The sequence below is a fragment of the Nocardia lijiangensis NBRC 108240 genome, from assembly GCF_001613045.1.
Taxonomy (GTDB): Bacteria; Actinomycetota; Actinomycetes; order Mycobacteriales; family Mycobacteriaceae; genus Nocardia; species Nocardia lijiangensis.
Genome location: NZ_BDBP01000102.1, coordinates 1 through 22779, shown reverse-complemented (window position 1 = coordinate 22779; position 22779 = coordinate 1). Strand labels below are relative to the sequence as shown.

The following is a 22779-nucleotide window of genomic DNA, read 5'->3' as shown; positions in this document are numbered from 1 at the left end:
CCCGAGGGGGGCCATTGCTGCAGCCAGGTGACGTCTTCGCCGGCTACGCCATCGAACGACTGCTGGGCCAGGGTGGCATGGGCGCGGTGTATCTGGCCGCGCACCCGCGGCTGCCCCGCAAGACCGCGCTCAAGCTGCTGAACCGGGAGCTGTTCTCCGACGCGGAGATTCGCGCGCGCTTCGAACGGGAGGCCGATCTGGTCGCCCAGCTGGATCACCCCAACATCGTGACCGTCTTCGACCGCGGCATCGAGGACGAGCAGCTGTGGATCTCCATGCAGTTCATCGACGGCGTGGACGCGTCCTCGGTGGACCCGCGCACCCTGCCGCCGCAGCGGGCCGCGCAGATCGTCGCCGAGACCGCGCTGGCGCTGGACTACGCGCACCGCATGGGCGTTCTGCATCGCGACGTGAAGCCCGCCAACATCCTGCTCTCCCGCTCGGCCGGGCAGGAGCGGGTGCTGCTCACCGATTTCGGCATCGCCCGCCCGCGCGAGGACACCAGGCAGCTCACCCAGACCGGCACCTTCACCGCCACTCTCGCCTATGCCTCGCCGGAGCAGCTCACCGGCGCCGCACTCGATCACCGGACCGATCAGTATTCGCTGGCCTGCGCCCTGTACTGGCTGCTGTCGGGCACCGTGCCGTTCGATTCCCCGCAGGCCGTCGCGGTGATCCAGGGACACCTGAAGCTCCCGCCTCCGCCGCTGAGCTCGGTGCGGCACGGCATGCCGCCCGCGCTGGACGCGGTGCTCGATCGCGCGCTCGCCAAGCGCCCCGCGGATCGATTCGATTCCTGCACGGAGTTCGCGACGGCCGTGCAGCAGGCGTTGCGCGTGCCTGCCAGCGCGCCGCACGCCGTCGCGCAACCCACGCCGCGTCCGCATCCGGTGCCGGGCCCGCAAGGCTCGGCGCCCAACCCGATGCCGGTGGCGCACCCGCCGCGCTACGCCCAGCCCGCACCGCACTACGCGAACGGCGGTGTGCCGCAGGGTTATCCGCCGGGCTACGGCGCTGTCCCCGCCGCCGGGTACCGTCCGCCCGTTCCGCCACCGCGGCGCGGCTCCGGTGCGAAGGTGCTCCTGGTGATCTTGGGCATCGTGTTCGCCCTGCTCGCCGGGTGCGGGACCTTCGTGTGGACCGACGACTCGACCTGGGTGTCCCAGGTGACCGGGCGCTCGAAGGGGCACAAGGACCTGTCGGCGTTGTCGGCGGCGTTTCCGCAGATGCTGCCGAGCGGCAATCGCGAGAGCGGCACGGGCTACAACGGCGCGTCCTGTCGTCCGGCGTCCGAATGGCAGGACTGGCGCGCCGAAAAGGGCGACGAATCGGCCTTCGACCACTGGCAGGCGCGCTGGGAATGCCTGCTGGGGAGCGGCGCGAAGCTGGCGTACGACTTCTACACCTTCCCGAGCGCCGAGGCGGCGCGGCGCGCGGTGACCACCTTCAAGTCCCGGGCGAAGTCCGGAGGCTCCAGCACGGAGGGCACCAGAACCGACGAACGCTTCACCTACAACGACGGTTACGGGGAGTCCGCGCTCATCCTGTCGACCTTCTCCGACCAGTCCCGAGACCGCTGGGTCTTCACCTTCTTCGGCCCCACGCGCTTCGACGACGGACTCGCCGCGAAGGTCCGCGACGCCCCGCTCTAGCTTCCTGTGCCGAAGCGGTTCTTGGCCGGGCGGTTGGTCGTGGCGCGGCGCTCGGCTTCCTTCGCCTTGACGCGCTCGTTCTCGCGGATCACGGCTTCGTAGTTCTCGCGCTCGCGGATCAGCCACTCAGGGGGATCGGCGAGCAGGGCCGCGATCTCGTCGGCGGTCAGTGCGTCGGAGACGCCGCCGCGGGTCAGGCCGCTGTTGGAGACGCCGAGCTTGCGGGCGGTGACGTCGCGCGGGAAGGGGCCGGTGTGGCGCAGTTCGGTGAGCCAGGCCGGGGGATCGGTGCGCAACCGGTCGAGGTCGGCGCGGGAGATCGGCGAGTTCCGGAACTCCTCCGGCGCGGCGGGGAGGTAGATGCCGAGCTTGTCGGCCGCGGTCAGCGGCTTCATCATCTGCGGTTTCTTGTCCGGGCTCACCGGGACAGCCTAGTCGACCGCCGGACCGCCCCCGTCCGAGCCTGCGCGGTGACCGTCCGGAGCCGCGTGCGCCGTGCAATACCCTTGGTCGAATGAGTCAGGTGGAGTCGATCGACGTCGCACGGTTGCGCTGGTTCGTCGCGGTGGCCGAGGAACTGCATTTCGCGCGCGCGGCGAAAGCCCTCGGGATCGCGCGCCAGCGGCTCAGCCGGACGGTCATCGACCTGGAAGACGAACTCGGCACGAAGCTGTTCGTTCCCGGCGCCCAGCCGACCCAGCTCACCGACGAGGGACGCGAGCTGCTCGCCGCCGCACGCGAGGTCATTGCCCGGGCGGAGGCGGCCGCGGCGCGGCCGGAACCCGAGGCGGCCGGGACCGGTCTCCGAGTGGGTTTCGTGCCCGGCGTCACCGTGTCGAAGTGGGAGCGGATCTGGGGTGAGCGGTTCCCCGACGTCCGGCTGGAGACCGTTCCGCTCGCGGCGGCCGAACAGCTGACCGCCCTGCGCGAGGGCCGGGTCGACATGTGCTTCGTGCGCCTGCCCATCGACCGCGAAGGGCTCAGCGCGATTCCGCTGTACCGCGAGGTGCCGGTCGTCGTGGTGCCCAAGGACCACCCGATCTCGCTGTTCTCCGAGGTAGGCGCGGCGGAGCTGGCCGACGAACGCCTGCAGGACGCCTCAGACCTGGACGCGGCGGCGGTCGTCTTCGAAATGGTCGCCGCCGGTGTCGGACTCGCCATCGTCCCGCACTCCATCGCGCGCCTGCACGCCCGCCGCGATCTGGTGTACCGGACCGTCACCGATCATCCCGACACCGAGATCGCCCTGGCCTGGCCCACGGCCGAGACCACCGAGCTGGTGGAGGAATTCGTCGGTGTGGTGCGCGGTCGCTCCGAAAGGAGTTCGCGCTCACCGTCGACCCACACCGAGCAGCAGGCGAAGCGGACGACGGCGAAAAAGCCTGCGTCACAGCAGAAATCGGCCGGGAAGAGCATGTCCGCGGCGCGCTCCTCGGGCGCGAGGAAATCGAGCAAGCGACGCGGTCGCTGATTTGTAGGCGCTCACTGCAGGCCCTCGAGGATGCGGGGCAGCACTTTGTGGCGCAAGTGCGTGCGGATGTCGGCGCTCTCTGCATCGGACGCGGTCACGAGGGGGCTGCGTACGCCGACCGGGAATCCGGGAATGCGTTCGGCGAGAGCGGCTTTGACGAACGAAATATCGGAAAGTCCTGAATCGTGGCGTAGCGTGCGACATTCGTCGAACACGGCTTGCCATCGAGCCGCCGCGTCCTCGTCGGCGGTGCGCAGTGCGGCGGCGATGCGCACAGGGAGTTCGGGCACGGGATTGCCGCCGCCGGAGACGATGCCCTGCACCCCGAGTTCGCGGACGCGCGTGGCGACGCTGTCACTGCCCGAGAAAACCGCGAGACCGGTCGAGGTGAACGCCCGGGTGACATCGAGCGCACCACCCGAGTCCTTGATGCCGGCGAGCATCGGATACTCGGCGGCGAGCGTGCCGAGCAGCGCCGGGGAAATCGGGGTTTGGGTGTGGCGCGGAAAGTTGTACAGCAGCATCGGCAGTTCGGTACGGGCCAGCAGCATCCCGAAGTAGTCGTGGAGCCCGTTGTCCGGCGGACCGGCGAAGAAGTAGGGGGCGATGGCGGCGACGGCGTCGGCGTGATGGTGGGCGTGGTCGAGCAAGTCGATCGCGTCGCCATACGCGGAGGCGCCGACATGGGCGATGAGGTGCCCCGGCCACTGGTCGCGGGTGTGCTCGAGGGTCTTTTTGCGTTCGGCGACGGTCAGACTCGCGAACTCGCCGGTGGTGCCGTTGACGAAGAGCGCAGGCACGCCCGCTCGGTGCAGAAAGCCGAGATACTCGCGCAGTGCCCCGGTATCGACCGCGTGGTCACGGGTGAACGGCGTGACCGTGGCGATGATCGGGTTCAGCTCGACCGTGCCCGGCCACCGTGGACCATGCTGCGCCGACTGTCCAACTGTCATCTGCGGCACTCTTCCACATCGACACGGCAGTTGATCAGTCTCTCGGACCCGGATCCAGACTGCGGTCGCGCGAACTCGGTTGGGACAGCGCACAGATGGGCCGAGGCGGTGATCCGCGGTAGGCCCGGCGGAACGGCTGATCGAGACGTGACAACGGCCGCACACCGGTGTGGACCGGGTGCGGCCGCGAAGAATCAGGCTTACCTCTGCCCGCGCCGCTTAGCGGGGCTTGCGCCGCAGGATCGTGTCGCGCACCAGGATGACCACGATGAGCGCGGCGAAGCCGACCAGGTAGAGGTCCTCGACCATGCCCTTGTGGTTGCCGATGATCATGGCCACCAGGATGAAGGCGACGATCCAGCCCGCGATGCGGAAGGTGCGACGCGATTCGCCGCTCCAACCCCACTCCGCGGAGGGGACCTCGGCGGTGTCCACGTGAGTGACGACGGCGCGCTCGTTGTTGGCGGGTTCGATGTCCGTGGCGGCCACGATCGCTCCTCAGGTGGTTCGGGTACCGAACATTCCGGTACACACTCGGTGGGGCTACTGCTCGATATCGTGACATACGACGCCGCGTCGTTGGTAGTCGGGCCGCGTTCGATCCGCACGGTGAGATGCCCCGCGCGGTAGGCCACAATGGCTGGGTGTCCGACATCGTGAGAGTCCTGCTACTCGGCAGCACCGGGTCCATTGGTACCCAGGCGCTCGAGGTGATCGCCGCCAACCCCGACAAGTTCGAAGTGGTCGGATTGGCCGCGCGCGGAGGCAACACCGAGCTGTTCGCCGCGCAGATGGCGGCCACCGGGACCCGCAATGTCGCCGTCGCGGATCCGGCCGCCGCCGCGGCGCTGGACATTCCGCTGGCAGGCCCGGCCGCCGTGACCGAACTGGTGCGCCGCACCGAGGCCGACGTGGTGCTCAACGCGCTGGTCGGCTCGCTCGGTCTGGAGCCGACCCTGGCCACCCTGGAGTCGGGTACCCGGCTGGCGCTGGCCAACAAGGAATCACTCGTCGCGGGCGGTTCGCTGGTGACCCGCGCCGCCGCGCCCGGCCAGATCGTGCCGGTGGACTCGGAACATTCGGCGCTGGCGCAGTGCCTGCGGGGTGGCCGCGCCGAGGAGGTCGACCGGCTGGTGCTGACGGCGTCGGGCGGGCCGTTCCGCGGCTGGACCGCCGAGATGCTCGAATCCGTCAGCCCCGCCGAGGCCAAGGCGCATCCGACCTGGTCGATGGGTCTGATGAACACGCTGAACTCGGCCTCACTGGTGAACAAGGGCCTGGAGCTGATCGAAACGCACCTGCTGTTCGGGATTCCCTACGACCGCATCGATGTCACCGTGCACCCGCAGTCGATCGTGCACTCGATGGTCACCTTCACCGACGGGTCCACGCTGGCGCAGGCCAGCCCGCCGGATATGAAGCTGCCGATCGCGCTGGCTCTCGGCTGGCCGGACCGGGTGCCCGGTGCGGCGGCACCCTGCGATTTCGGCGCCGCCGCCACTTGGACTTTCGAACCGGTGGACAACGAGGTGTTCCCCGCGGTCGACCTGGCCAGGCAGGCGGGCACCGCGGGCGGCAGCGTGACGGCGGTCTACAACGCCGCCAACGAGATCGCGGTGCAGGCGTTCCTGGACGGTCTCATCGGCTTTCCGGCGATCGTGCGCACGGTGGCCCGTGCGGTGGAGGCGGCCGAGCAGTGGCGGGCCGAGCCGCAGAGCCTGGCCGAGGTGCTCGCCGCCGACAGCTGGGCGCGTGACTATGCCCGGCGTGTCGTCGGAGCCTGACTTGCCGGGATCCGACGCGCGCGACCGGGCGCTGGCAGACTGAGGAAGGTGCTCCGGCCGCGCGCAGGCTGGGTGCGGACGTCGAGCATCGGCGTCCATTACTGTGGTTCGGGGTGCTCGCGGCCGTGCCGGCCCGCGTGCGCGGGATGTCGACGAGCTGCGCAACGCAGGAGGCTGGAGAGCAAATGGTGTTCGCCATGGGGTTCGTGCTGTTTGCGCTCGGCATCCTCATCTCGGTCGCTCTGCACGAATGCGGACACATGTGGGCGGCTCAGGCCACCGGCATGAAGGTCCGCCGCTACTTCATCGGCTTCGGGCCCACCCTCTGGTCCTTCCACCGCGGCGAGACCGAATACGGCCTCAAGGCCATCCCGCTCGGCGGCTTCTGCGATATCGCGGGCATGACCGCCCTGGACGAGGTGCGCCCGGAGGAACTCGACCGCGCCATGTACCGGCAGGCGACCTGGAAGCGCCTGGTGGTGATGGTGGGCGGCATCGTCATGAACTTCGTGCTCGGCTTCCTGCTGATCGTGGTGCTGGCCGTCGGGTGGGGCCTGCCGCGGCTGGACGAGCCGACGCCCACCGTGGGAAGCCTGAGCTGCGTCGCGGACGCGAACCCCGACGGGACGCTGCAGCAGTGCACCGGCCTCGGCCCCGCGCAACAGGGCGGACTCCAGCCCGGCGACACCATCACCGCCGTGAACGGCGTCGCGGTCGACACCTGGGCGGAGTTCACCGAGCAGACGCGCAAGCAGCAGGGTCCGATCACCTACACCGTGGACCGCGCCGGACAGCGGGTGCAGGTGACGGTCGCGCCGCAGCAGGTCGCGCGCTACACGAAGGACGGCTTGAAGACCGAGGTCAGCGCCGTCGGCGTCACCCTCGATGTGCCGCCGGTCGAGAGCTACAACGTCGTCACGGCCATCCCCGCCGCGGCCTCCTTCACCGGCGACCTGTTCGTGCGCACCTTCCAGTCGCTGGCGCAGATGCCCGCCAAGGTCTCGGCGCTGTGGGACGCGGTCACCGGCGGCGAGCGCGACCCGGAGACTCCGGTCAGCATCTACGGGGCGAGCCGCATCGGCGGCGAGAGCGCCCAGGCGGGCCTGTGGCAGGTGTTCGTGCTGATGCTCGCCAGCCTGAACTTCTTCCTCGGCGCGTTCAACATCCTGCCGCTACTGCCGCTGGACGGCGGTCACATCGCGGTGGTGCTCTACGAGAAGCTCCGCAACTCCGTCCGCGGCTGGCGCGGCCTGGCGCCCGCGGGGCCGGTCGACTACCTGAAATTGTTGCCCGCGACCTACGTGGCCGTGGCGCTCGGCGGCGCATACATGGTGCTGACGCTGGCCGCCGACATCGTGAACCCGATCCGGCTGTTTCCCTGAGTTCTCCCTGGCGGGGTACCCTGTCGCGGGCAATCGCGGGACAGCACGTTGTCAGGCCGTGTCACGGGCGTCACAGGGTGGTGGTCCACCGGGCGCGGCTAAGCTCGGTAGGCGAACGGCCCGCAGCACATGAACGAAAGTAGGCAGCCGAAAGTGACCAGCACAATCGGACTGGGGATGCCGACCGCACCCGCGGCCGTTCTCGCGCCCCGCCGCAGGACCCGTCAGTTGATGGTGGGTGGTGTCGGTGTGGGGAGTGACCACCCGATTTCGGTGCAGTCGATGACCACCACCAAGACCCACGATGTGAACGCGACGCTGCAGCAGATCGCGGAGCTCACCGCCTCGGGTTGCGACATCGTGCGAGTCGCCTGTCCGCGCCAGGAGGACGCCGACGCGCTGTCGACCATCGCGCGTAAGTCGCAGATCCCGGTGATCGCCGACATTCATTTCCAGCCGCGCTACATCTTCGCCGCGATCGACGCGGGCTGCGCCGCGGTCCGGGTGAACCCGGGCAACATCAAGGAGTTCGACGGCCGGGTCAAAGAGGTCGCCAAGGCCGCGGGCGCCGCCGGGATCCCGATCCGTATCGGCGTGAACGCCGGGTCGCTGGACAAGCGGATGATGGAGAAGTACGGCAAGGCCACCCCCGAGGCGCTGGTGGAATCGGCGCTGTGGGAAGCGGGCCTGTTCGAGGAACACGGCTTCGGTGACATCAAGATCTCGGTCAAGCACAACGACCCGGTGATCATGGTGGAGGCCTACCGTCAGCTGGCCGCGCAGTGCGATTACCCGCTGCATCTTGGGGTGACCGAGGCGGGTCCTGCGTTCCAGGGGACCATCAAGTCCGCCGTCGCGTTCGGTGCGCTGCTGAGCGAGGGGATCGGCGACACCATCCGAGTGTCGCTGTCCGCGCCGCCCGCAGAGGAAGTGAAGGTCGGCGGTCAGATCCTGCAGTCGCTGAACCTGCGGCCGCGCAAGCTCGAGATCGTGTCGTGCCCGTCGTGTGGCCGCGCGCAGGTGGACGTCTACACCTTGGCCAACGAGGTGAGCGCGGGTCTGGAGGGCATGGAAGTGCCGCTGCGGGTCGCGGTCATGGGCTGCGTGGTGAACGGTCCCGGTGAGGCACGGGAAGCGGATCTGGGTGTGGCCTCGGGCAACGGCAAGGGGCAGATCTTCGTCAAGGGCGAGGTGATCAAGACCGTGCCCGAGCATCTGATCGTGGAGACGTTGATCGAGGAGGCCATGCGGATCGCCGAAGACATGGGCGAGCACGCGGGCGCGGGGGAGCCGGTCGTCACCGTCAGCTGAGACCGGCCGGGACCAGCGGGTTTCGGATACCCGTACCGCATCGGCCGAGTTCGTGGCAGGCTGTCGAGTGTGCGGAGTCTGCTGGAGCCGACGCGACGGGCCAAGTTCGCCCCAGCGCGTCAACTCGCCAACCGGGATCTGATGCAGGTCCTGCGAGTGCTCGATAGCGATCCTGTCGCCTCGTGCATGATCGCGGCCCGGTTGCAGGAATTCGGCCTGGACGCCAGGGGCGGGCACGGTGAGCTGTGGAGTCGCGGCGGCCCCGCCGAATCCCTCTGCTTCTCCGGCGCCAATCTGGTGCCGCTGCGCGGCGACCACGACGCGTTGCGCGCGTTCGCCGACCGCGCGGCGCGCTGGCCGCGGGTGTGTTCCTCGGTCGTCGGTCGCCAAGAGCTGACGTTGCCGCTGTGGGAGATGCTCACCGAACGATGGGGGCCGGAGCGAGAGCTGCGCGGCACCCAGCCGCTGCTCGCGCTCGGCCAGCCCGCGCTGGCCACGGCCGACCCGCAGGTCCGCAGGGCGCGACCCGACGAGCTGGACCGCTACCTGAAAGCGGCGATCGCTATGTTCATCGAGGAGGTCGGCGTCGACCCGAGGGCGGGCGACGGCGGCCGTGGCTACCGGCGCCGCATCCAGAACCTCATCGAATCCGGCAGGGCCTGGGCGCGTTTCGAGGACGGCGAGGTGGTCTTCAAGGCCGAGGTCGGGTCGCTGTCCCGGCGCACCGGCCAGATCCAGGGCGTGTGGGTACACCCGGATCGGCGCGGGCAAGGCGTGGGCACGGGTGGCACGGCGGCGGTGGCCAACGCCGTGGTGGCCTCCGGGCGCACCGCGAGCCTGTACGTGAACGACTTCAACACCGTGGCCCGCCGCGCCTACAGCCGGGTCGGATTCCACCAGATCGCGACCTTCGCCACCGTCCTGCTGGACTGAGATCTCGGTGGTATCACCGAGAAACGGTGCGCCGCAGGTGTTTGCCCGTTGTTGGCCAGTACCATCGGCAGCAATGTCGACACGCATGCTGATTCCGCTGGCCGTCGCGGTGCTCGCCGCCGCGGCGGCGGGCTGCTCGCCCGGTCCGCAGGGCCCCGCGCCCGCGGCCGACGCCTTCGTCGCGGCCTTCGCCGACCACGATGCTGCCGCGGCAGGCGAACTCACCAGCCATCCCGAGAAGGCCACTGCCGCACTGACTTCCGCGTGGCAGAACCTACAGGCCGAACAGTTGACCGCGCGGACCGGCGCGGCCCGGGTCACCGGTGACACCGCGACCGTCGACTACACCTACGAGTGGCGCCTGCCGAAGGACCGCATCTGGACCTACACCGGCCAGTTGCAGATGGGTCGCAGCGGCGGACGCTGGATGGTGCGGTGGACGTCGTCGAACATCCACCCCGAACTCGGTGACACCCAGACTATGGAGCTGCGCGCGAATCCGGCCCCGCGCGCCAGGGTGAACGAGCAATCCGGCAGCGATGTCCTGGTGCCGGGCAAGGTGTCTCGCGTCGCCTTCACCGCCGCCGACGCGCGCGACCCCGCCGCGGTGGCCGCCGCGCTGTCCCGGGCGCTGTCGCGTTTCGACGACCGGCTCACCCCCGAAGCGATCCTGAAGTCGGCGAAGAACACCACCGGCGCCTACACAGTGCTGCTGCTCACCGAAGTCGAATACAACCAGGTCGGCTCCGATCTCATCGGGCTGCCCGGCGTGACGCTGACCCAGGAATGGGACCTGGTCCCCACCGATCGCGATTTCGCCCCCGATCTGATGACGCAGGTGCGCAAGACCGTGATCGCCGAGGTGGACGGCAAGTCGGGCTGGAGCGTGGTCACCATGAACGCTCACGGCGCCGACACCGCCGTGCTCACCGAGGTGCCCGCGCAACCCGCGCCGTCGTTCGCGCTGAGCATCGACCGCTACGTGCAGAACGCCGCCCAGCGTGCCGTCGACGTGCGCACAGACCAGACCATGATGGTCGTGCTGCGCCCCTCCACCGGCGCGATCCTGGCGGTCGCGCAGAACACGGAGGCCGACCGGGACGGACCGGTGGCAACCATCGGCCAGTATCCGCCCGGCTCGGTGTTCAAGACGGTGACCGCCGCGGCGGCCATGGCCGCCGGATTCGCCACGCCCGACACCGTGCTGCCCTGTCCGAGCAGCATCATCATCGGCGAGCGCACCATTCCGAACTACAACCACTTCACGGTTGGCAGCGTGCCGATGGCCACCGCCTACGAACGGTCCTGCAACACCTCCTTCGCCAAGCTCGCCAGTGAGCTGCCCGGCGACGCGTTGCACGAGACCGCCGCGAAACTGGGTGTGGGCCAGGACTATTCGGTGGTCGGACTGCCCATCGCGTCCGGATCGGTGCCGCCCGCCGACGGACTGGTGCAGCGCACCGAGGACGGCATCGGGCAGGGCAAGGTGGTGGTCAGCCCGTTCGGCATGGCCGTGATGGCGGCGACCATCGCGCACGGCGCCGCGCCGGTGCCGTACTTGATCGCCGGGCGGACCACCGTGATCGAAGGGGAACGGCCCGCGATCGAGACGGAGGTGCTCGCGGGATTGCGCGCCATGATGCGCAAGGTGGTCACCGGCGGCACCGCCGAACGCATCGCCGATCAGGGCGAGGTGTACGGCAAGACGGGCGAGGCCGAGGTGGACGGCGGCTCGCACTCGTGGTTCGTGGGGTACCGCGGCGACATGGCCTTCGCGACGCTGCTGGTCAAGGGCGGCAGCTCCGACCACGCGGTGGCGGTGACCCGCGACATGTTCGCTGCGCTGCCGACGGGCTACTGATCGCCGCACCGAGGAGGCGCCGCCGCCGCAGCGGCGACGCCCGCGACATCAGTAGGAGTACAACACGGTCCACGTGTCCGGCCCGACCACTCCGTCGATCTTCAGACCGTACGCGGCTTGGAGATCCCGTACCGCCGCATCGGTGTCCGGCCCGAACGCCCCGTCGATCGACACCCGGTAGCCGTGCAGCTGCAGCAGGCACTGCGCTTGCCGGACGGCGTCGCCGCGGCTGCCGCTGCTGATGGTCGAGAGCGAATCGCTGTAGCCGCAGCCTTTGCCGCGCTCGGCGGGGGCGCTGTCGGTCCCGGCGGGCGCGGCCCACGCGGTCGCGGTCGCGGTCAGGAGACCGGTGGCGAGGGCGGTGGCGGCGATGAGTGTACGAGAAGTCATGGGAACCATCCCTTGTCGAGTGCTCGAATTCGGGAGCGGCGCTCCCGATCAGCAAGCTATGGCCCGCGCCTTCGGTGATTCTCGAGACTTTCTGCAATCGCCTGGTCAGGCCGGTGGCGCGGGTTCCTCGCTCGCCCCGTATCGCAGCCGCGTCGAGCCGACCCGGATGACGTCACCGTCCGCGAGCGCGGTGTCGGCACGGATCGGCACCTCGTTCACATAGACACCGTTGGCCGAATCCCGGTCCCTGATGAAGATCCCTTCGTCGCGGTGCAGGATGCGCGCATGCTTGCGGCTGACTCGCGCGTCGTCGAGCACGATGTCATTGTCGGGCTCGCGGCCGATGCGCAACCCCGCGGGCGGCACCTGGATTCGCTCGCCGTCGCCGTCGCCGACGCGCAGCCAGGCCCGGCGCCGGATGCTCGGCACGTCGCGGGTGGTGGCGCCCCGGGTGGACGGCGGCTCCGGAAGCACCCGATGGTTGCGCACCGCGTCCTCCAGCTCCACGGTCTCCGGCTGCGGATCGGCGCCGAGTTCGTCCGCCAGGTTGCGGCGCAACCGCAGAAACGCGGCCATCGCTTCGGCCTGCCGTCCGGACACGTACAGCGCCGTGCTCAGCAGTCGCCACACGCGTTCGTCCACAGAGCGTTCGGTGGCCAATGCGGTCAGCTCGCCGATCACCGCGCTCGCGCGCCCGTCGGCGACGTCGGCGGCGAGCCGGTCGAGGAGGACGTCGAATCTGCGCTCGGTCATGTCGGTGGCGAAGTTGGCGGCGAAGCCGAGTTCGTGCAGGCCCGTCACCGGGTCACCGCTCCACTCCTCCAGCGCCGCCGCGAAACACGCTGCGGCCGTGCGCGCGTCGCCGTTGCGGGCGGCCGCGGCGCCACGGGTGCGTGCCGCCTCGAAGCGGCCTGCGTCGCACTGCTCGTCGGTGAGGTCGAGCAGGTAGCCCGCGTCGACGGTGCGCAGGACGTCGCGGTCGGGAACTCCGGCTCCGCGCAGAACGGTACGCAGGTTCGACACGTACGCGTAGAGCCCGTCCATGGCGCGCTGCGGCGGGTCGTCGCCCCAGATCGCGTCGATCAGCGCGGTTTTCGGGACGGCCCGGCGGCGGTTGACGACCAGGAGTGCCAGCAGCGCACGCGGTTTCGCGCCGGACAACGGGATGGGCAGTCCGTCCACCAGCAGCTGTACCGGCCCGAGTATTCGCACGTCGAGCGAGGGCCGATCGGGACCGGCGGTGGCCACCTCGATTCCTCCCAACTACACTGCGCGCCAAGTCGTCTCGCGAAGCGAAGCCGACGGTGAGTGGATTCAGCATACGCATCGCCCGCGGTCGGCGGCGGACCCTTCGGGTGGACACCGCTCCGCGGGCGCAGGGCTGTTCGCACGGGTGGAGTGCCGATCTCACGGATGCGGTAGCACAGGGAGGTGCGCGAAGGGTGGTGGCTCCGGAGTTGATCGCAGGCTCGGTGTTCGCGGGTCATTTGATCGAACGTCGGCTCCGTTCCGGCGGAATGGGCACGGTGTATCTCGCCAAGCACCCGACGCTACCGATGAAAGTGGCGCTGAAAGTGGTCGGTGCGGGGCGCGACGACCCCGAGTACGTCGCGTTGTTCCGGCGCGAGGCGCAGCTGGCGGCCGGTCTGGATCATCCGAACATCGTGGACGTCAAGGACTTCGGCGAGGAAGACGGCACACTGTGGATGTCCATGCAGTACGTGCCGGGCGGTGACGCGACGGCGCTGATCGAGGCCGGGCGCTCGGGCGTCGAGGTCGGCCGCGCGGTGCACATCGTGACCGAGGCGGCCAAGGCCCTCGACTACGCGCACGAACACCATGTCGTGCACCGGGATGTGAAGCCCGCCAACATCTTCGTCGCGCCGGGCGACGCGGGCGCGGACCGGGTGCTTGTCGGGGATTTCGGCATCGCGCGCCGGACGGATCCCGCTGCCACCCAGACCGACACGGGCATCAGGGCTTACACCGAGCCCTACGCGCCCCCGGAGCAACGCGCCGGTGAACGGGTCGACCGGCGCGCGGATGTCTTCGCGCTGGGCGTCACCTGCTACGAACTGCTGACCGGCCGGTTGCCCGGCGCGGTGGTCGCCGGTGCGGAGCCGCTGCCAGCGGGCATCGGTGCGGTGCTGGCCAAAGCCATGGAGGGAGATCCGGACAAGCGTTACCCGACGTGCGGCGAGCTGGCGGCGGCGCTGGCCGGGGCGGTGCGTGCCGAACCGAAGCGCCGGTTCGGCACGCGCGGGCGGGTGGCGGCGGGTGCGGCCGTCGCCTTGGTTCTCGCCGGCGCGGCCGTGCTGTGGTCGCTGCGCGCGGATCCCGGCTCGCGGGCGAACCCCGAGCCGACGAGCACGGGGGTCTCGCCGCGCTGTTTCTTCACCGCCCGGGTGCCGACCGGCGACGGTTACCACGTCGTGCTGCCCAGCACGAACGACGGCGGGCGCCGCTGCATCCTGTCCTATGTCGACTCTCACCCGGGTGGCCCCACCGCGCCGAGGTCCGCGCCGATCGAGGGCGTACGCGCGCTCCAGGAGGCGCTGCGCCGGTGCTACCAGCGGGAGCTGGCCGACGGTGACGGCGATTACAGCACCGCGACCGGCCTGGCCGTGCTCTACGTCCAGGACCTGCACGGCGTCGACAAGGACGGCGTGTTCGGGCCGCAGACTTCGGGCGCGATGCGGTGGCCGCGCTATCGCGACGCGGGCGGCGAGTTCGAGTCCTGTGTGACGATCGGCCCGCCCTGAGCCCGCGGGGTCAGGCTCGGCGCAGGGTGGCGGCCAGATGGTGGGTCAGCGGCTCGCCGACCGCGGCCATCCGCAGCGTGTAGTCGATGGTGTCGCCCGTGACACGGAACGACCGGCCGAGCGCGGTCACCAGCTTCGCCGTGCTGCTGCGCCCGATGCTGGTGGAGTCGAACTCCATGTGCAGTTCGCCGTCGGCGATGGTGAGCCCGCCCTCGCAGATCTCGGTGATGCCGGTCGGGTGGGCGAGGATCAGCTCGACGCGATCGGGCCGCGGGCAGCGCAGGTAGCCGGTCTCGGCGTGCATCGACCTGCTGCCATCGGCCGCGCGGGTGCGCTGACGGTAGGTGAGGAACGGGCGGCCCAGGTGACCGAACCGGATCTCCTCCAGGTAGTCGAACGATTCGATGGTCGGGTATTCACCACGCCCGCTGCCGCGCCACGTGCCGAGCAACGAGGCGAGAGGTGCGATATCCGGATGGGGAGCGACGGACGGTTGGGGTGCGACCACGGCGGACAGCCTAAACCCGTGCCCGGCGCCGTGCGCCCCGAGTCCCGAAATTGCACCGACCTGGGGCGGCGTGCGCCGGTCGCGAGGCTGCCGCCGAGCGGTGCGCCCGAGCCGGTCGAGCGCGCCTGCTCCGCACGGTTTCGCTGCGTACGCTCGGACCACGTGACGGATACCGACGAACTCGCTCGCGCCGGACGACGCCCGCGGCTGGTCGTCGTCAGCGGTCCGCCTGGCTCGGGAAAGACGACCTTGGCTCACGCGGTCGGCCGCGCCGTCGGGTGGCCGGTCGTCAGTCGTGACGAGATCAAACAGGGCATGGCGCACGCCGATCAGGCGTTCCAGCCCGCGCCGGAGGACGAGCTCGCGCTGCGCACCCTCGGCACCTTCTTCGAGGTGCTCGGCGTCCTGGTGCGTGCGGGCGTCGACACGGTGGCCGAGGCTGCCTTCCAGGACCGGCTGTGGCGGCCGGGGCTCGAGCCGCTGACCGCGCTCGCCGATCTCCGGTTTCTGCACTGCGTCGTGAATCAGGAGACCGCGGTGGCCCGCATCGCGCGCCGCAGGCGCGACGAGCCGCTGCGGCGCGTCCACTCCGCGCCCGGCGAACCGGATCGGGCGGTGCTCGCCGCGCGCCACGACGCCTTCCAGCGGGTGCGGATGGACGGCCCCGCCCTCGAGGTGGACACGACGGGGGCGTACCGCCCCGGGCTGGACGAGATAGCCGCCTTCGCCACGAAGGCGCAGGTCATCGATATCGGATGAAGCGCCTCGCAATTCGGCCGCGGGTGGTACATCTCTGGTGTGCCTGGCACACGCGGGCGGAGTGGGCGGTCTGATTGCCCGCTTCCCGCCGCGGCGAGAATCCGGAGATCATGGTGGCGCGGGGAGGCGGTGCGATGTGACGACCGACAACTGGATGGTCCCCGGCAAGGAGCAGCTCGTCGCGGCCTGCCGGGGGTTCCCGCACGACGACCACCCGATGCTGGACGCAGCGGGCGAGCTGGCGCAGCTGCACGTGCTGCGAGAGCGCACGCCCGCCCGCGAGATGGCGAAGCTGGACCGGCGGCGCGTCCAGTTGGTCCGGTCCATCGACCGGTGGATGACGCTGGCGACGCCGGTACCCGGCGGCGCCGCGCACCCGCACGGCGAGACCGTCGGCCGGATGGTGGACCGGTTGGCGCAGCTCACCGCGCACGCGTGTGTCCCGCTGGCGGCGGCCCCGGACCCGGTGTTCTACGACGCGTGGCTGCAAGTCGTCGAACTCGCCGACATCTACCAGGATCTGGTGGACGCGCTGCAAGCCGGGACGCGCAGGGTGCCCGACGGCGTCTAGCGTCCGCGCTCGAAAGCCCCAGCGCCCGCGCTCGAAAGCCCCAGCGCCCGCGCTCGAAAGTCTTAGCGCCCGCGCCCGAAGAGCCGGAACCCGCGCCCGCGCCGCCGCGGCAGCGTCGCGTACACCATGGTCATGTCCGCGAACACCTCCGCCTCCTGCTCCCGCTGCGCGCCGAATTCGTTGCGCCCCAAGATGTGCTGCGCCGCCATCGAGGGCACCAGCGCGGCCAGCTTCGGCGACAGCGGCGCGGCGGGCTCGGAGTCGTCTCTGCCGTGCCCGAGCAGCATGTGCCCGATCTCGTGCAGGATGATGTGGTCGGCGTTGCGATCGGTGGCCTCGGCGTCGTACACGATGATGTCGTCGTATTTGCGCGCGACCCACAGACCTTTACCGCGACAACCGTTTTCGGCCAGCATCTCGGCGGGCACCGGCCGCAGCGAGATGGAGCGCCCGCGGTGTGCCGCCACCTCGGCCAGGTAGGCGTTGACGTTCCACGGACTGGGCAGCGGCACCGTCCGGGTAGCGTCGCCGAAACGGGCTTCCATGCTGGTCATCGGCGCTCACTCTACCGACACCACCGCCCCGCGTCATCCCGGTGATCGGTCACATCGGAGACGTGATCGGCTGCGGCCGACCGTGTTCCGCGCGACGGGTCGGCGTGGTCACCTGCGCGAACAGCGTCCGGATCAGGGCTCCGGCGTGGGTGTTGCGGGCGTCGTCGGCTCGGTGCGCTGGAACCGGATCGCGAGCTGGTTCACCGCCCAGAGCGCGACGCCGATGGCCAGCAGCACGCCGGCGATGACGTACTGATCGGGGTTGCGGTCGGTGAACGGCGTCACGAGGAACCCGCAGGACAGCGCCCCGACCACGGGCAATGCGGTGGGTGTTCGGAAATGTTTGTGCGCGACCGGATCCCGCCGCAGCACCAGCACCGCCACGTTCACCACCGTGAACACCGCGAGCAGCAAGAGCGCGGTGGTGCCGCCGAGTTCGGGCACCTCGCCGACGAATCCGATCAGGCCGAGGGCCAGCAGTGTGGTGAAGGCGATCGCGATCTGCGGGGTCCGTCGCCGGGCGTGCACGTGGCCGAAGGCGCGCGGCACGACGCTCTGTCGCGCCATGCCGTACAGCAGCCTGCTCGCCATCAACATATTGATCAGCGCCGAATTGGCCACGGCGAACATGGTGATGAACGCGAAGATATGCGTCGGGAACCAGGGTGCGCCGACTTCGACCACCTGCAGCAGCGGGGTGTCGCCTTCGCCGAGCTGGTCGGGGGGCACCAGCGCGACCGAGGTGATCGAGACGAGCACGTAGATCGTGCCGGTCACGAACAATCCGGTCAGCAGCACCTTGGGGAAGATCCGGGTCGGTTCCTTGCACTCCTCGGCCATGTTCACCGAGTCCTCGAAACCCACCATCGCGTAGAAGGCCAGCGTGGTCGCCACGATCACGCCACCGAGCGCGGTCCGGTCGCCGGTCTGGAATTCGGTGATGCGGCTGAAATCACCGTCGCCGAAGCCGAGCGCCCACAGCCCGATCGCGACGACGATCAGCAGGCCGGTCAGCTCCACACAGGTGAGCAGCACGTTCAGCTTGACGCCCTCGCTGACGCCGCGCAGATTGATCGCCCCGACGACGGCCATGAACGCCAGCGCGACGGCGGTGATCGCGATCCCGGTGCCGACCTCGAATTCGAAGGCCTCGGCGAAGTTCGCCGCGAACGCGCGGGAGGCGGTGGCGGCCGAGGTGATGCCGGAACTCAGCACCGCGAACGCGATCATGAAGGTGAAGAAGTGGATACCGAACGCCTTGTGCGTGTAGAGGGCGGCGCCCGCGGCGTGCGGGTATTTGGTGACCAGCTCGAGATAGCTCAGCCCGGTGATCAGCGCGACGAGGAACGCGACGACGAACGGCACCCACACCGCGCCGCCGACCTCGGCGGCGACTCGCCCGGTGAGTGCGTAGATCCCGGTGCCGAGGATGTCGCCGACGATGAACAACAGCAGCAGGCCGGGGCCCATCACCCGGTGCAGGCTTGGTTCGGGCGTACCGGGCGATTCGGCGGTCACATCGGCCATCGGAGACTCCTGTGCGCGGTTGCGGAGGGGACCTTCGAGTACCCATTCTTCCGGCGAGCCAGTCGCCGGAACACCCGGGAACGCTAGCTCATTCCGGCGGCGATCTCCTCGATCAACGCGACGGAATCGCGCGGGCTCAGCGCCATCGCCCGGAGCTGGTCGAAGATCACGCCGAAGCGGCGGACCTCGATGTGGCGTTCGAGCAGCGTGTCGCCCGCGATGCCCTCCACGTAGACCAGTTCGGGGTCGTTGGGGTCCTCGAAATCGAGCAGCGTGAACGAGCCCGCCATGCCGGGGTGCGCGCCCGCGTCGAACGGAAGGATCTGCAGGATCACGTTTTTCCGCTTGCTCTCCTGCAGCAGCTTCTGGAGTTGGCCGCACATGGTCGCCGATCCGCCGACCACCCGGCGGATCGCCGCTTCGTCCAGCACCACCCACAGTTCGAGCGGCTTCTCCTTGTCGAGCACCGCCGCTCGGTTCAGCCGGGCATGGACGCGGCTTTCCATGATCGGGGTCTCGACCTTCGGCATGGACGTGTCGATCACCGCGCCCGCGTAATCCGGCGTCTGCAAAAGGCCGGGGATGAAGGAGGTCTGGTAGTGGCGGGCGGAGAGCGCCTCGGACTCGAAGTTGATGTATGCCGCGTACACCTCGGTCAGGTTGGCTTCCCACGGCCGGGACATGCCGGGCTTCTGCGCGTCCGACAGCAGATCCAGCGCGTACTTGCGCCGGTCGGGCGCCACCTCGTAGAGGTCGAGCAGCGTGTTCAGGGTGCGGCGCTGCGGACGCGCCTGGGCCTGTTCGATCCGGTACAGGGTCGTCACGTTGATCCCCGTCCGCCCGCTGACTTCCTCTTTGCTGAGCCCGACCGTGTCGCGCATCTCGGTCAGCAGCGCCGCGAGGCGGCGCAGACCGGCGGTGAGAACCGTGCGCTTGCCCGCCATCCCAAATCCTTTCGTGGTGACAGCGCCTCAGCCTACCGCCGTGTTCGCCGCGTTCTCAGGGGTTTTCGGCGCGTCCGGAATCGGGGGTTGCGCACCGCGGGGTCTTCGCCTTCAATGTAAGTAAGTGGTTACTTACGGAGCGGTGCACGACCGGAGGGTGGATGAGCAGGACGTCACGGGAGCGGATCATCGTCGAGGCGCTTCGGCTGTTCGGCGAGCAGGGATTCGCGCGGACCTCGGTGGCCCAGATCGAACAGGCCGCTGGGCTTTCCGGCGGATCGGGTGCGCTGTACCGGCACTTCCGATCCAAGGACGCGCTGCTGGTCGAGGCGGTGCGCACCCGGCTCACCGAACGCGCGGAATGGGAGACCTTCCTGGACCCGGACTTCTCGTTCGTCGCGCTGTTCGACGCGGCGACGCCGGGCGGAACGGTCGTCGACCGGCTCCTCGCGCTGTGTCGTGTCGGTCTGGAGCGGCTGAACCACGATCGCGACGTGACCCGGATCCTGTTGCGCGACAACTCGATCGACCCCGGCGTGCTGGAGGTCTTCCAGCGCGAGGAGTACGGCGTCGTGATGTCGGTGGTGACGCGGGCGCTCGCCCAGCTGGCCGGACCGGGCGGCGGCGAGCAGGACTGGGCGCCGACGGCCGCCGTGCTCGTCGGCGCGCTCGCGCATTTCTGGCTGATCCGCGACATCTTCGACGGCGACCACCCGGCGTCCGTCGACGAAGACCGCTACCTGCGTGCCACTGCGGAGCTGGTCGCCGCCCGGCTGGAACGGGCGGGCCACCGAGGAGAGGAAGCATCGTGAACACACACATCACCGTCATCGGCGGCGGCTTGGCCGGTCTCACCGCGGCCATCGCCTGCGCCGAGGAGGGCGCCGCGGTCCGGCTGCACGAGGCGCACCGGACACTGGGCGGCCGCGCGCGGGCCACGGCCGCGCCGCACATCGCGCACGAGGGAGCGCACGTGTTCTACGCCGACGGACCGCACTACACCTGGCTGAAGAAACGCGGTTTCGTGGCCGACCTCGGCTGGCCCTCGATGTCGGACGCGACGAAGGTGGGTTTCCGCGTCGACGGCCGCCTCCGGAAGCTGCCGCCCGTCCGGATGCTGCGCGCCCAGGCGCGACTCGGGCTCACCGCACCGGTCGACGTCGACTTCCGGACCTGGGCGTCGGGTCGCTGGGGTGAGGCGGCGGCGGACCGGATGGCGAACGCGATCAGCGTGGTCACCTACGACGCCGACACCGGCCGTCTCTCGGCCGCGTTCGTGTGGGAGCTGTTCCAGCGGGTGTTCAGCGCGCCCATTCCCGCCGTGCGGTGGGTCCGCGGCGGCTGGCAGCGGGTGGTCGATCGCATGGCGGTCCGCGCGACCGAGCTCGGCGTCGTCATCGAAACCGGTTCGCGCGTGGACCATTTGCCCACCGACGGTCCGGTGATCGTGGCCACCGATATCAACGCGGCCCGCGGCCTGCTCGGTGACGACAGCTTGACGTGGGCCGGCGGCTACTGCGCTCTGCTCGACATCGCCGTCACCAGGGACCGTCGCGACCGCTCGCTCGTGTTCGATCTCGACGAGGGCGGCTTCCACGAGAGCTACACCATGCAGGACGACACGATCGCCCCGGCGGGGGAGTCGCTGTTCCAGCTCCAGATGCCGGTGCACGAGGGCGAATCCCCGCGCGGCGCGCATCAGCGGCTGCAGGACTTCGCCGACCTGTGCGTGCCGGAGTGGCGCGACCGCGTCACCTTCCAGCGGACCGCCACCGCCAAGAACCGCACGGGCGCACTGGATCTGCCCGGCCGCACCTGGCGCGATCGTCCCGCCGTCGATCGCGGCGACCATATCTATCTCGTGGGCGACATGGTGGCCGCCCCGGGGATGCGCGCCGAGATCTCGATCAACAGCGCCGTGCACGCCGCGCGCGAGGCGACCGCCGCGCTGCGTTCGGGCGCGGGCGTATCCACCGTGGTCTGACCGTGAAGGTCTAGGTCCTCGGCGCGTCGAGCTCGCCGAGCTTGTGCGCGATGCCCGCGCGGCCGGTCAGGCCGAGCTTGCGCAGGATGCGGCTCAGGTGATCCTCGACGGTGCGCGGGCTGAGATACAGCCGCTGGGCGATCTCCTTGTTCGGGTGGCCGCGCGCGGCCAGTTCGGCGACCTCACGCTCGCGCGCCGTCAGCGTCGTCGACCCGCCGGGGGTGCGGCCACCGGCCAGGCGGCGCTGGAGCGAGGTCGCCGCGGCCACCAGCTGAGTCGCACCCGCGGCGGTGAATGTCTCGCGCGCACCGGCCAGACGCTGGGTGGCGAGGGCGAAATCCCCGCGCCGCCCGGCGATCTGCGCGGCGAGCAGCATCGCCTGAGCGCCGTCGATCGGCATCTCGGCTCGAGCGAACTGTGCGGCGCAGGCTGTCGCGGCGGTCTCGGCCGAATCGAGATCATCCGTTGCACAGCAGTATTCGGCGCGAGCCAGGGACGCGGCCGCCAGCTGGCTCGGCAGCCCGAGGCCGGCGGCGTCCGCCTCGGCGCGATCGACGAGTACGCGGGCGGTGTCCCGATCCCCGTTGCCCAGAGCAAGATTCGCGTACCGCGCGAGCTGGGTCGGCCGCATCGGGCCCGGCCGATCGCCGACCGGGACCTGGACGCCGGGATCCAGCACGCCGAGGCGCACGCCCACCTCGTGCACCGTCGACTCCACCACCTGCCGCCACCAGCGCATCACCGGTTGCGGCTGCTCCGAGAGCGCCTTCCACTGCCGCAGCACGTCTTCGCGCGGCGCCGTCAGTTGCAGCGCACGGAGTGTGAGCGCACCGGCGAATGGGATGAGATCGGCATAGCCGAACTGGCGGGCGAGGTCGTCGGCGTCCTCGGCGGCGGCCAGCGCCTCGCCGACGCGGCCCAGCTTCATCAGGCAATAGGCGCGCACCGTGTGCAATTCGGCCAGCGCGTAGCTGCGCCCGAAACGACGGCTGACCAGCACCGCGCGGTCGAGGTGCGCCAGGCCTCTTGCCTGCGCGTCGAGGAAGTACGCCGACCAGCCGAGCGCGGGCGTCGCGTGCACCACCTCCCGCAGCTTGCCGTCGTCGAGTCGCTCGAATTCCCGGTCGGCCTGCTCGAATCCCGCGCGGGCCGCCTCGATGCGCAGCTCCGCCACCGCGCCGAGGCAGCGCAGCGCGGTCGCGGCCGCGCGCACCGCAGGATCGGTGATGGCGTCGGAAGTGAACAGTGCGTCCAGTCGCGCCTGCCCCTCGGCGTCTTGATGATCCTGCAACTCGAGGATGGCCAGCTCGAGCTGGACGGGTCCGTCACCGGGCAGTAGCGGCAGCTCGGCGGCCTCGGCCAGCAGCGCCCGCGCCCGGTCGACCCGGCCGAGCATGCGTTCGCAGCGCGCCGAAAGCAGCAGCGCCTCCAGC

22 protein-coding genes are annotated in these 22779 nt (G+C 70.1%); 12 read left to right on the top strand and 10 right to left on the bottom strand.

The annotated features are described in order from the left end of the window. Positions 1-14 precede the first annotated feature (14 nt). On the top strand, positions 15-1652 hold the full coding sequence (locus NL1_RS36965) for a serine/threonine-protein kinase (protein WP_084511136.1): 1638 nt from the start codon (positions 15-17) through the stop codon (positions 1650-1652). On the opposite strand, the gene NL1_RS30225 is transcribed toward NL1_RS36965, so the two are convergent. Further along, the gene (locus NL1_RS30225; RefSeq protein ID WP_067846481.1) at positions 1649-2074 is read right to left on the bottom strand and encodes a DUF5997 family protein; all 426 of its coding nucleotides are present in this window, start codon (positions 2072-2074) and stop codon (positions 1649-1651) included. The two genes, NL1_RS36965 and NL1_RS30225, sit on opposite strands and share 4 nt — an antisense overlap. 92 nt (positions 2075-2166) lie before the next feature. Here NL1_RS30225 and NL1_RS30220 point away from each other — a divergent pair, with 92 nt between their 5' ends. Next, positions 2167-3123, top strand: a complete 957-nt coding sequence (locus NL1_RS30220; RefSeq protein ID WP_067846478.1) for a LysR family transcriptional regulator — start codon at positions 2167-2169, stop codon at positions 3121-3123. Between the two features lie 11 nt (positions 3124-3134). On the opposite strand, the gene NL1_RS30215 is transcribed toward NL1_RS30220, so the two are convergent. Together NL1_RS30215 and NL1_RS30210 are read right to left on the bottom strand one after the other, a co-directional pair. Continuing rightward, the gene (locus tag NL1_RS30215; RefSeq protein ID WP_067846475.1) at positions 3135-4076 is read right to left on the bottom strand and encodes a dihydrodipicolinate synthase family protein; all 942 of its coding nucleotides are present in this window, start codon (positions 4074-4076) and stop codon (positions 3135-3137) included. Between the two features lie 219 nt (positions 4077-4295). Next, entirely contained in the window at positions 4296-4565 is a 270-nt protein-coding gene (locus NL1_RS30210) for a DUF2631 domain-containing protein (protein WP_067846472.1), read from the bottom strand. A 125-nt stretch (positions 4566-4690) separates the two neighbouring features. Between NL1_RS30210 and dxr the strand changes: the two genes are divergently transcribed. From dxr to NL1_RS30185, 5 genes are all read left to right on the top strand, one after another. After that, complete coding sequence (gene dxr, locus NL1_RS30205) at positions 4691-5860, top strand: 1-deoxy-D-xylulose-5-phosphate reductoisomerase (protein WP_067846469.1); 1170 nt, start codon at positions 4691-4693, stop codon at positions 5858-5860. A gap of 185 nt (positions 5861-6045) precedes the next feature. Beyond that, complete coding sequence (locus tag NL1_RS30200; protein ID WP_067846466.1) at positions 6046-7242, top strand: M50 family metallopeptidase; 1197 nt, start codon at positions 6046-6048, stop codon at positions 7240-7242. A 153-nt stretch (positions 7243-7395) separates the two neighbouring features. Beyond that, complete coding sequence (gene ispG / locus NL1_RS30195) at positions 7396-8553, top strand: flavodoxin-dependent (E)-4-hydroxy-3-methylbut-2-enyl-diphosphate synthase (RefSeq protein WP_067846463.1); 1158 nt, start codon at positions 7396-7398, stop codon at positions 8551-8553. A 141-nt stretch (positions 8554-8694) separates the two neighbouring features. Further along, on the top strand, positions 8695-9486 hold the full coding sequence (locus NL1_RS30190; protein ID WP_067846527.1) for a GNAT family N-acetyltransferase: 792 nt from the start codon (positions 8695-8697) through the stop codon (positions 9484-9486). A gap of 73 nt (positions 9487-9559) precedes the next feature. Continuing rightward, the gene (locus tag NL1_RS30185; RefSeq protein WP_067846460.1) at positions 9560-11347 is read left to right on the top strand and encodes a penicillin-binding transpeptidase domain-containing protein; all 1788 of its coding nucleotides are present in this window, start codon (positions 9560-9562) and stop codon (positions 11345-11347) included. A gap of 48 nt (positions 11348-11395) precedes the next feature. Here the strand turns inward: NL1_RS30185 and NL1_RS30180 are convergent, their stop codons facing one another. Beyond that, complete coding sequence (locus NL1_RS30180; protein WP_067846457.1) at positions 11396-11737, bottom strand: peptidoglycan-binding domain-containing protein; 342 nt, start codon at positions 11735-11737, stop codon at positions 11396-11398. Positions 11738-11842: 105 nt separating this feature from the next. Beyond that, on the bottom strand, positions 11843-12985 hold the full coding sequence (locus tag NL1_RS30175; RefSeq protein ID WP_067846453.1) for a BTAD domain-containing putative transcriptional regulator: 1143 nt from the start codon (positions 12983-12985) through the stop codon (positions 11843-11845). A 194-nt stretch (positions 12986-13179) separates the two neighbouring features. Here NL1_RS30175 and NL1_RS30170 point away from each other — a divergent pair, with 194 nt between their 5' ends. Continuing rightward, on the top strand, positions 13180-14499 hold the full coding sequence (locus tag NL1_RS30170; RefSeq protein WP_067846450.1) for a serine/threonine-protein kinase: 1320 nt from the start codon (positions 13180-13182) through the stop codon (positions 14497-14499). Positions 14500-14509: 10 nt separating this feature from the next. Here NL1_RS30170 and NL1_RS30165 read toward each other — a convergent pair whose 3' ends face one another. Beyond that, positions 14510-15007: a peroxynitrite isomerase gene (locus NL1_RS30165; RefSeq protein ID WP_067846445.1), complete on the bottom strand. Its 498-nt coding sequence runs from the start codon at positions 15005-15007 to the stop codon at positions 14510-14512. Positions 15008-15169: 162 nt separating this feature from the next. Between NL1_RS30165 and NL1_RS30160 the strand changes: the two genes are divergently transcribed. Both NL1_RS30160 and NL1_RS30155 read left to right on the top strand, forming a co-directional pair. Then, a complete protein-coding gene (locus NL1_RS30160; protein WP_245673649.1) occupies positions 15170-15766 on the top strand; it encodes a P-loop nucleotide/nucleoside kinase family protein in 597 nt (198 codons plus the stop codon). Positions 15767-15902: 136 nt separating this feature from the next. Next, entirely contained in the window at positions 15903-16337 is a 435-nt protein-coding gene (locus NL1_RS30155) for a DUF4254 domain-containing protein (protein ID WP_245673648.1), read from the top strand. A 62-nt stretch (positions 16338-16399) separates the two neighbouring features. Here NL1_RS30155 and NL1_RS30150 read toward each other — a convergent pair whose 3' ends face one another. From NL1_RS30150 to NL1_RS30140, 3 genes are all read right to left on the bottom strand, one after another. Further along, the gene (locus NL1_RS30150) at positions 16400-16891 is read right to left on the bottom strand and encodes an ImmA/IrrE family metallo-endopeptidase (protein ID WP_067846441.1); all 492 of its coding nucleotides are present in this window, start codon (positions 16889-16891) and stop codon (positions 16400-16402) included. 132 nt (positions 16892-17023) lie between these two features. Next, entirely contained in the window at positions 17024-18418 is a 1395-nt protein-coding gene (locus tag NL1_RS30145; protein ID WP_067846439.1) for an APC family permease, read from the bottom strand. Positions 18419-18501: 83 nt separating this feature from the next. After that, positions 18502-19362 carry a helix-turn-helix domain-containing protein gene (locus tag NL1_RS30140; protein WP_067846435.1) on the bottom strand — a complete coding sequence of 287 codons (861 nt, stop codon included), beginning with the start codon at positions 19360-19362 and terminating at the stop codon, positions 18502-18504. 161 nt (positions 19363-19523) lie between these two features. Here NL1_RS30140 and NL1_RS30135 point away from each other — a divergent pair, with 161 nt between their 5' ends. Next, positions 19524-20174, top strand: coding sequence for a TetR/AcrR family transcriptional regulator (locus NL1_RS30135; protein WP_067846432.1), 651 nt, complete (start codon positions 19524-19526; stop codon positions 20172-20174). Beyond that, positions 20171-21346, top strand: a complete 1176-nt coding sequence (locus NL1_RS30130) for an NAD(P)-binding protein (protein ID WP_067846429.1) — start codon at positions 20171-20173, stop codon at positions 21344-21346. Before NL1_RS30135 ends, NL1_RS30130 begins: the two co-directional genes overlap by 4 nt. A gap of 10 nt (positions 21347-21356) precedes the next feature. Here the strand turns inward: NL1_RS30130 and NL1_RS30125 are convergent. Next, the coding region (locus NL1_RS30125) for a helix-turn-helix transcriptional regulator (RefSeq protein ID WP_218024509.1) at positions 21357-22779 on the bottom strand (1423 nt) is incomplete at its 5' end.

Excerpts from the sequence above, each read along its gene's own strand:
- NL1_RS30215 (WP_067846475.1), bottom strand. The coding sequence starts at position 4,076 with ATGACAGTTGGACAGTCGGCGCAGCATGGTCCACGGTGGCCGGGCACG.
- NL1_RS30145 (WP_067846439.1), bottom strand. The coding sequence starts at position 18,418 with ATGGCCGATGTGACCGCCGAATCGCCCGGTACGCCCGAACCAAGCCTG.
- dxr (WP_067846469.1), top strand. The coding sequence starts at position 4,691 with ATGCCCCGCGCGGTAGGCCACAATGGCTGGGTGTCCGACATCGTGAGA.
- NL1_RS30200 (WP_067846466.1), top strand. The coding sequence starts at position 6,046 with ATGGTGTTCGCCATGGGGTTCGTGCTGTTTGCGCTCGGCATCCTCATC.
- NL1_RS30135 (WP_067846432.1), top strand. The coding sequence starts at position 19,524 with ATGAGCAGGACGTCACGGGAGCGGATCATCGTCGAGGCGCTTCGGCTG.
- NL1_RS30190 (WP_067846527.1), top strand. The coding sequence starts at position 8,695 with ATGCAGGTCCTGCGAGTGCTCGATAGCGATCCTGTCGCCTCGTGCATG.
- NL1_RS30140 (WP_067846435.1), bottom strand. The coding sequence starts at position 19,362 with ATGGCGGGCAAGCGCACGGTTCTCACCGCCGGTCTGCGCCGCCTCGCG.
- NL1_RS30185 (WP_067846460.1), top strand. The coding sequence starts at position 9,560 with ATGTCGACACGCATGCTGATTCCGCTGGCCGTCGCGGTGCTCGCCGCC.
- NL1_RS30150 (WP_067846441.1), bottom strand. The coding sequence starts at position 16,891 with ATGACCAGCATGGAAGCCCGTTTCGGCGACGCTACCCGGACGGTGCCG.
- NL1_RS30220 (WP_067846478.1), top strand. The coding sequence starts at position 2,167 with ATGAGTCAGGTGGAGTCGATCGACGTCGCACGGTTGCGCTGGTTCGTC.
- NL1_RS30180 (WP_067846457.1), bottom strand. The coding sequence starts at position 11,737 with ATGACTTCTCGTACACTCATCGCCGCCACCGCCCTCGCCACCGGTCTC.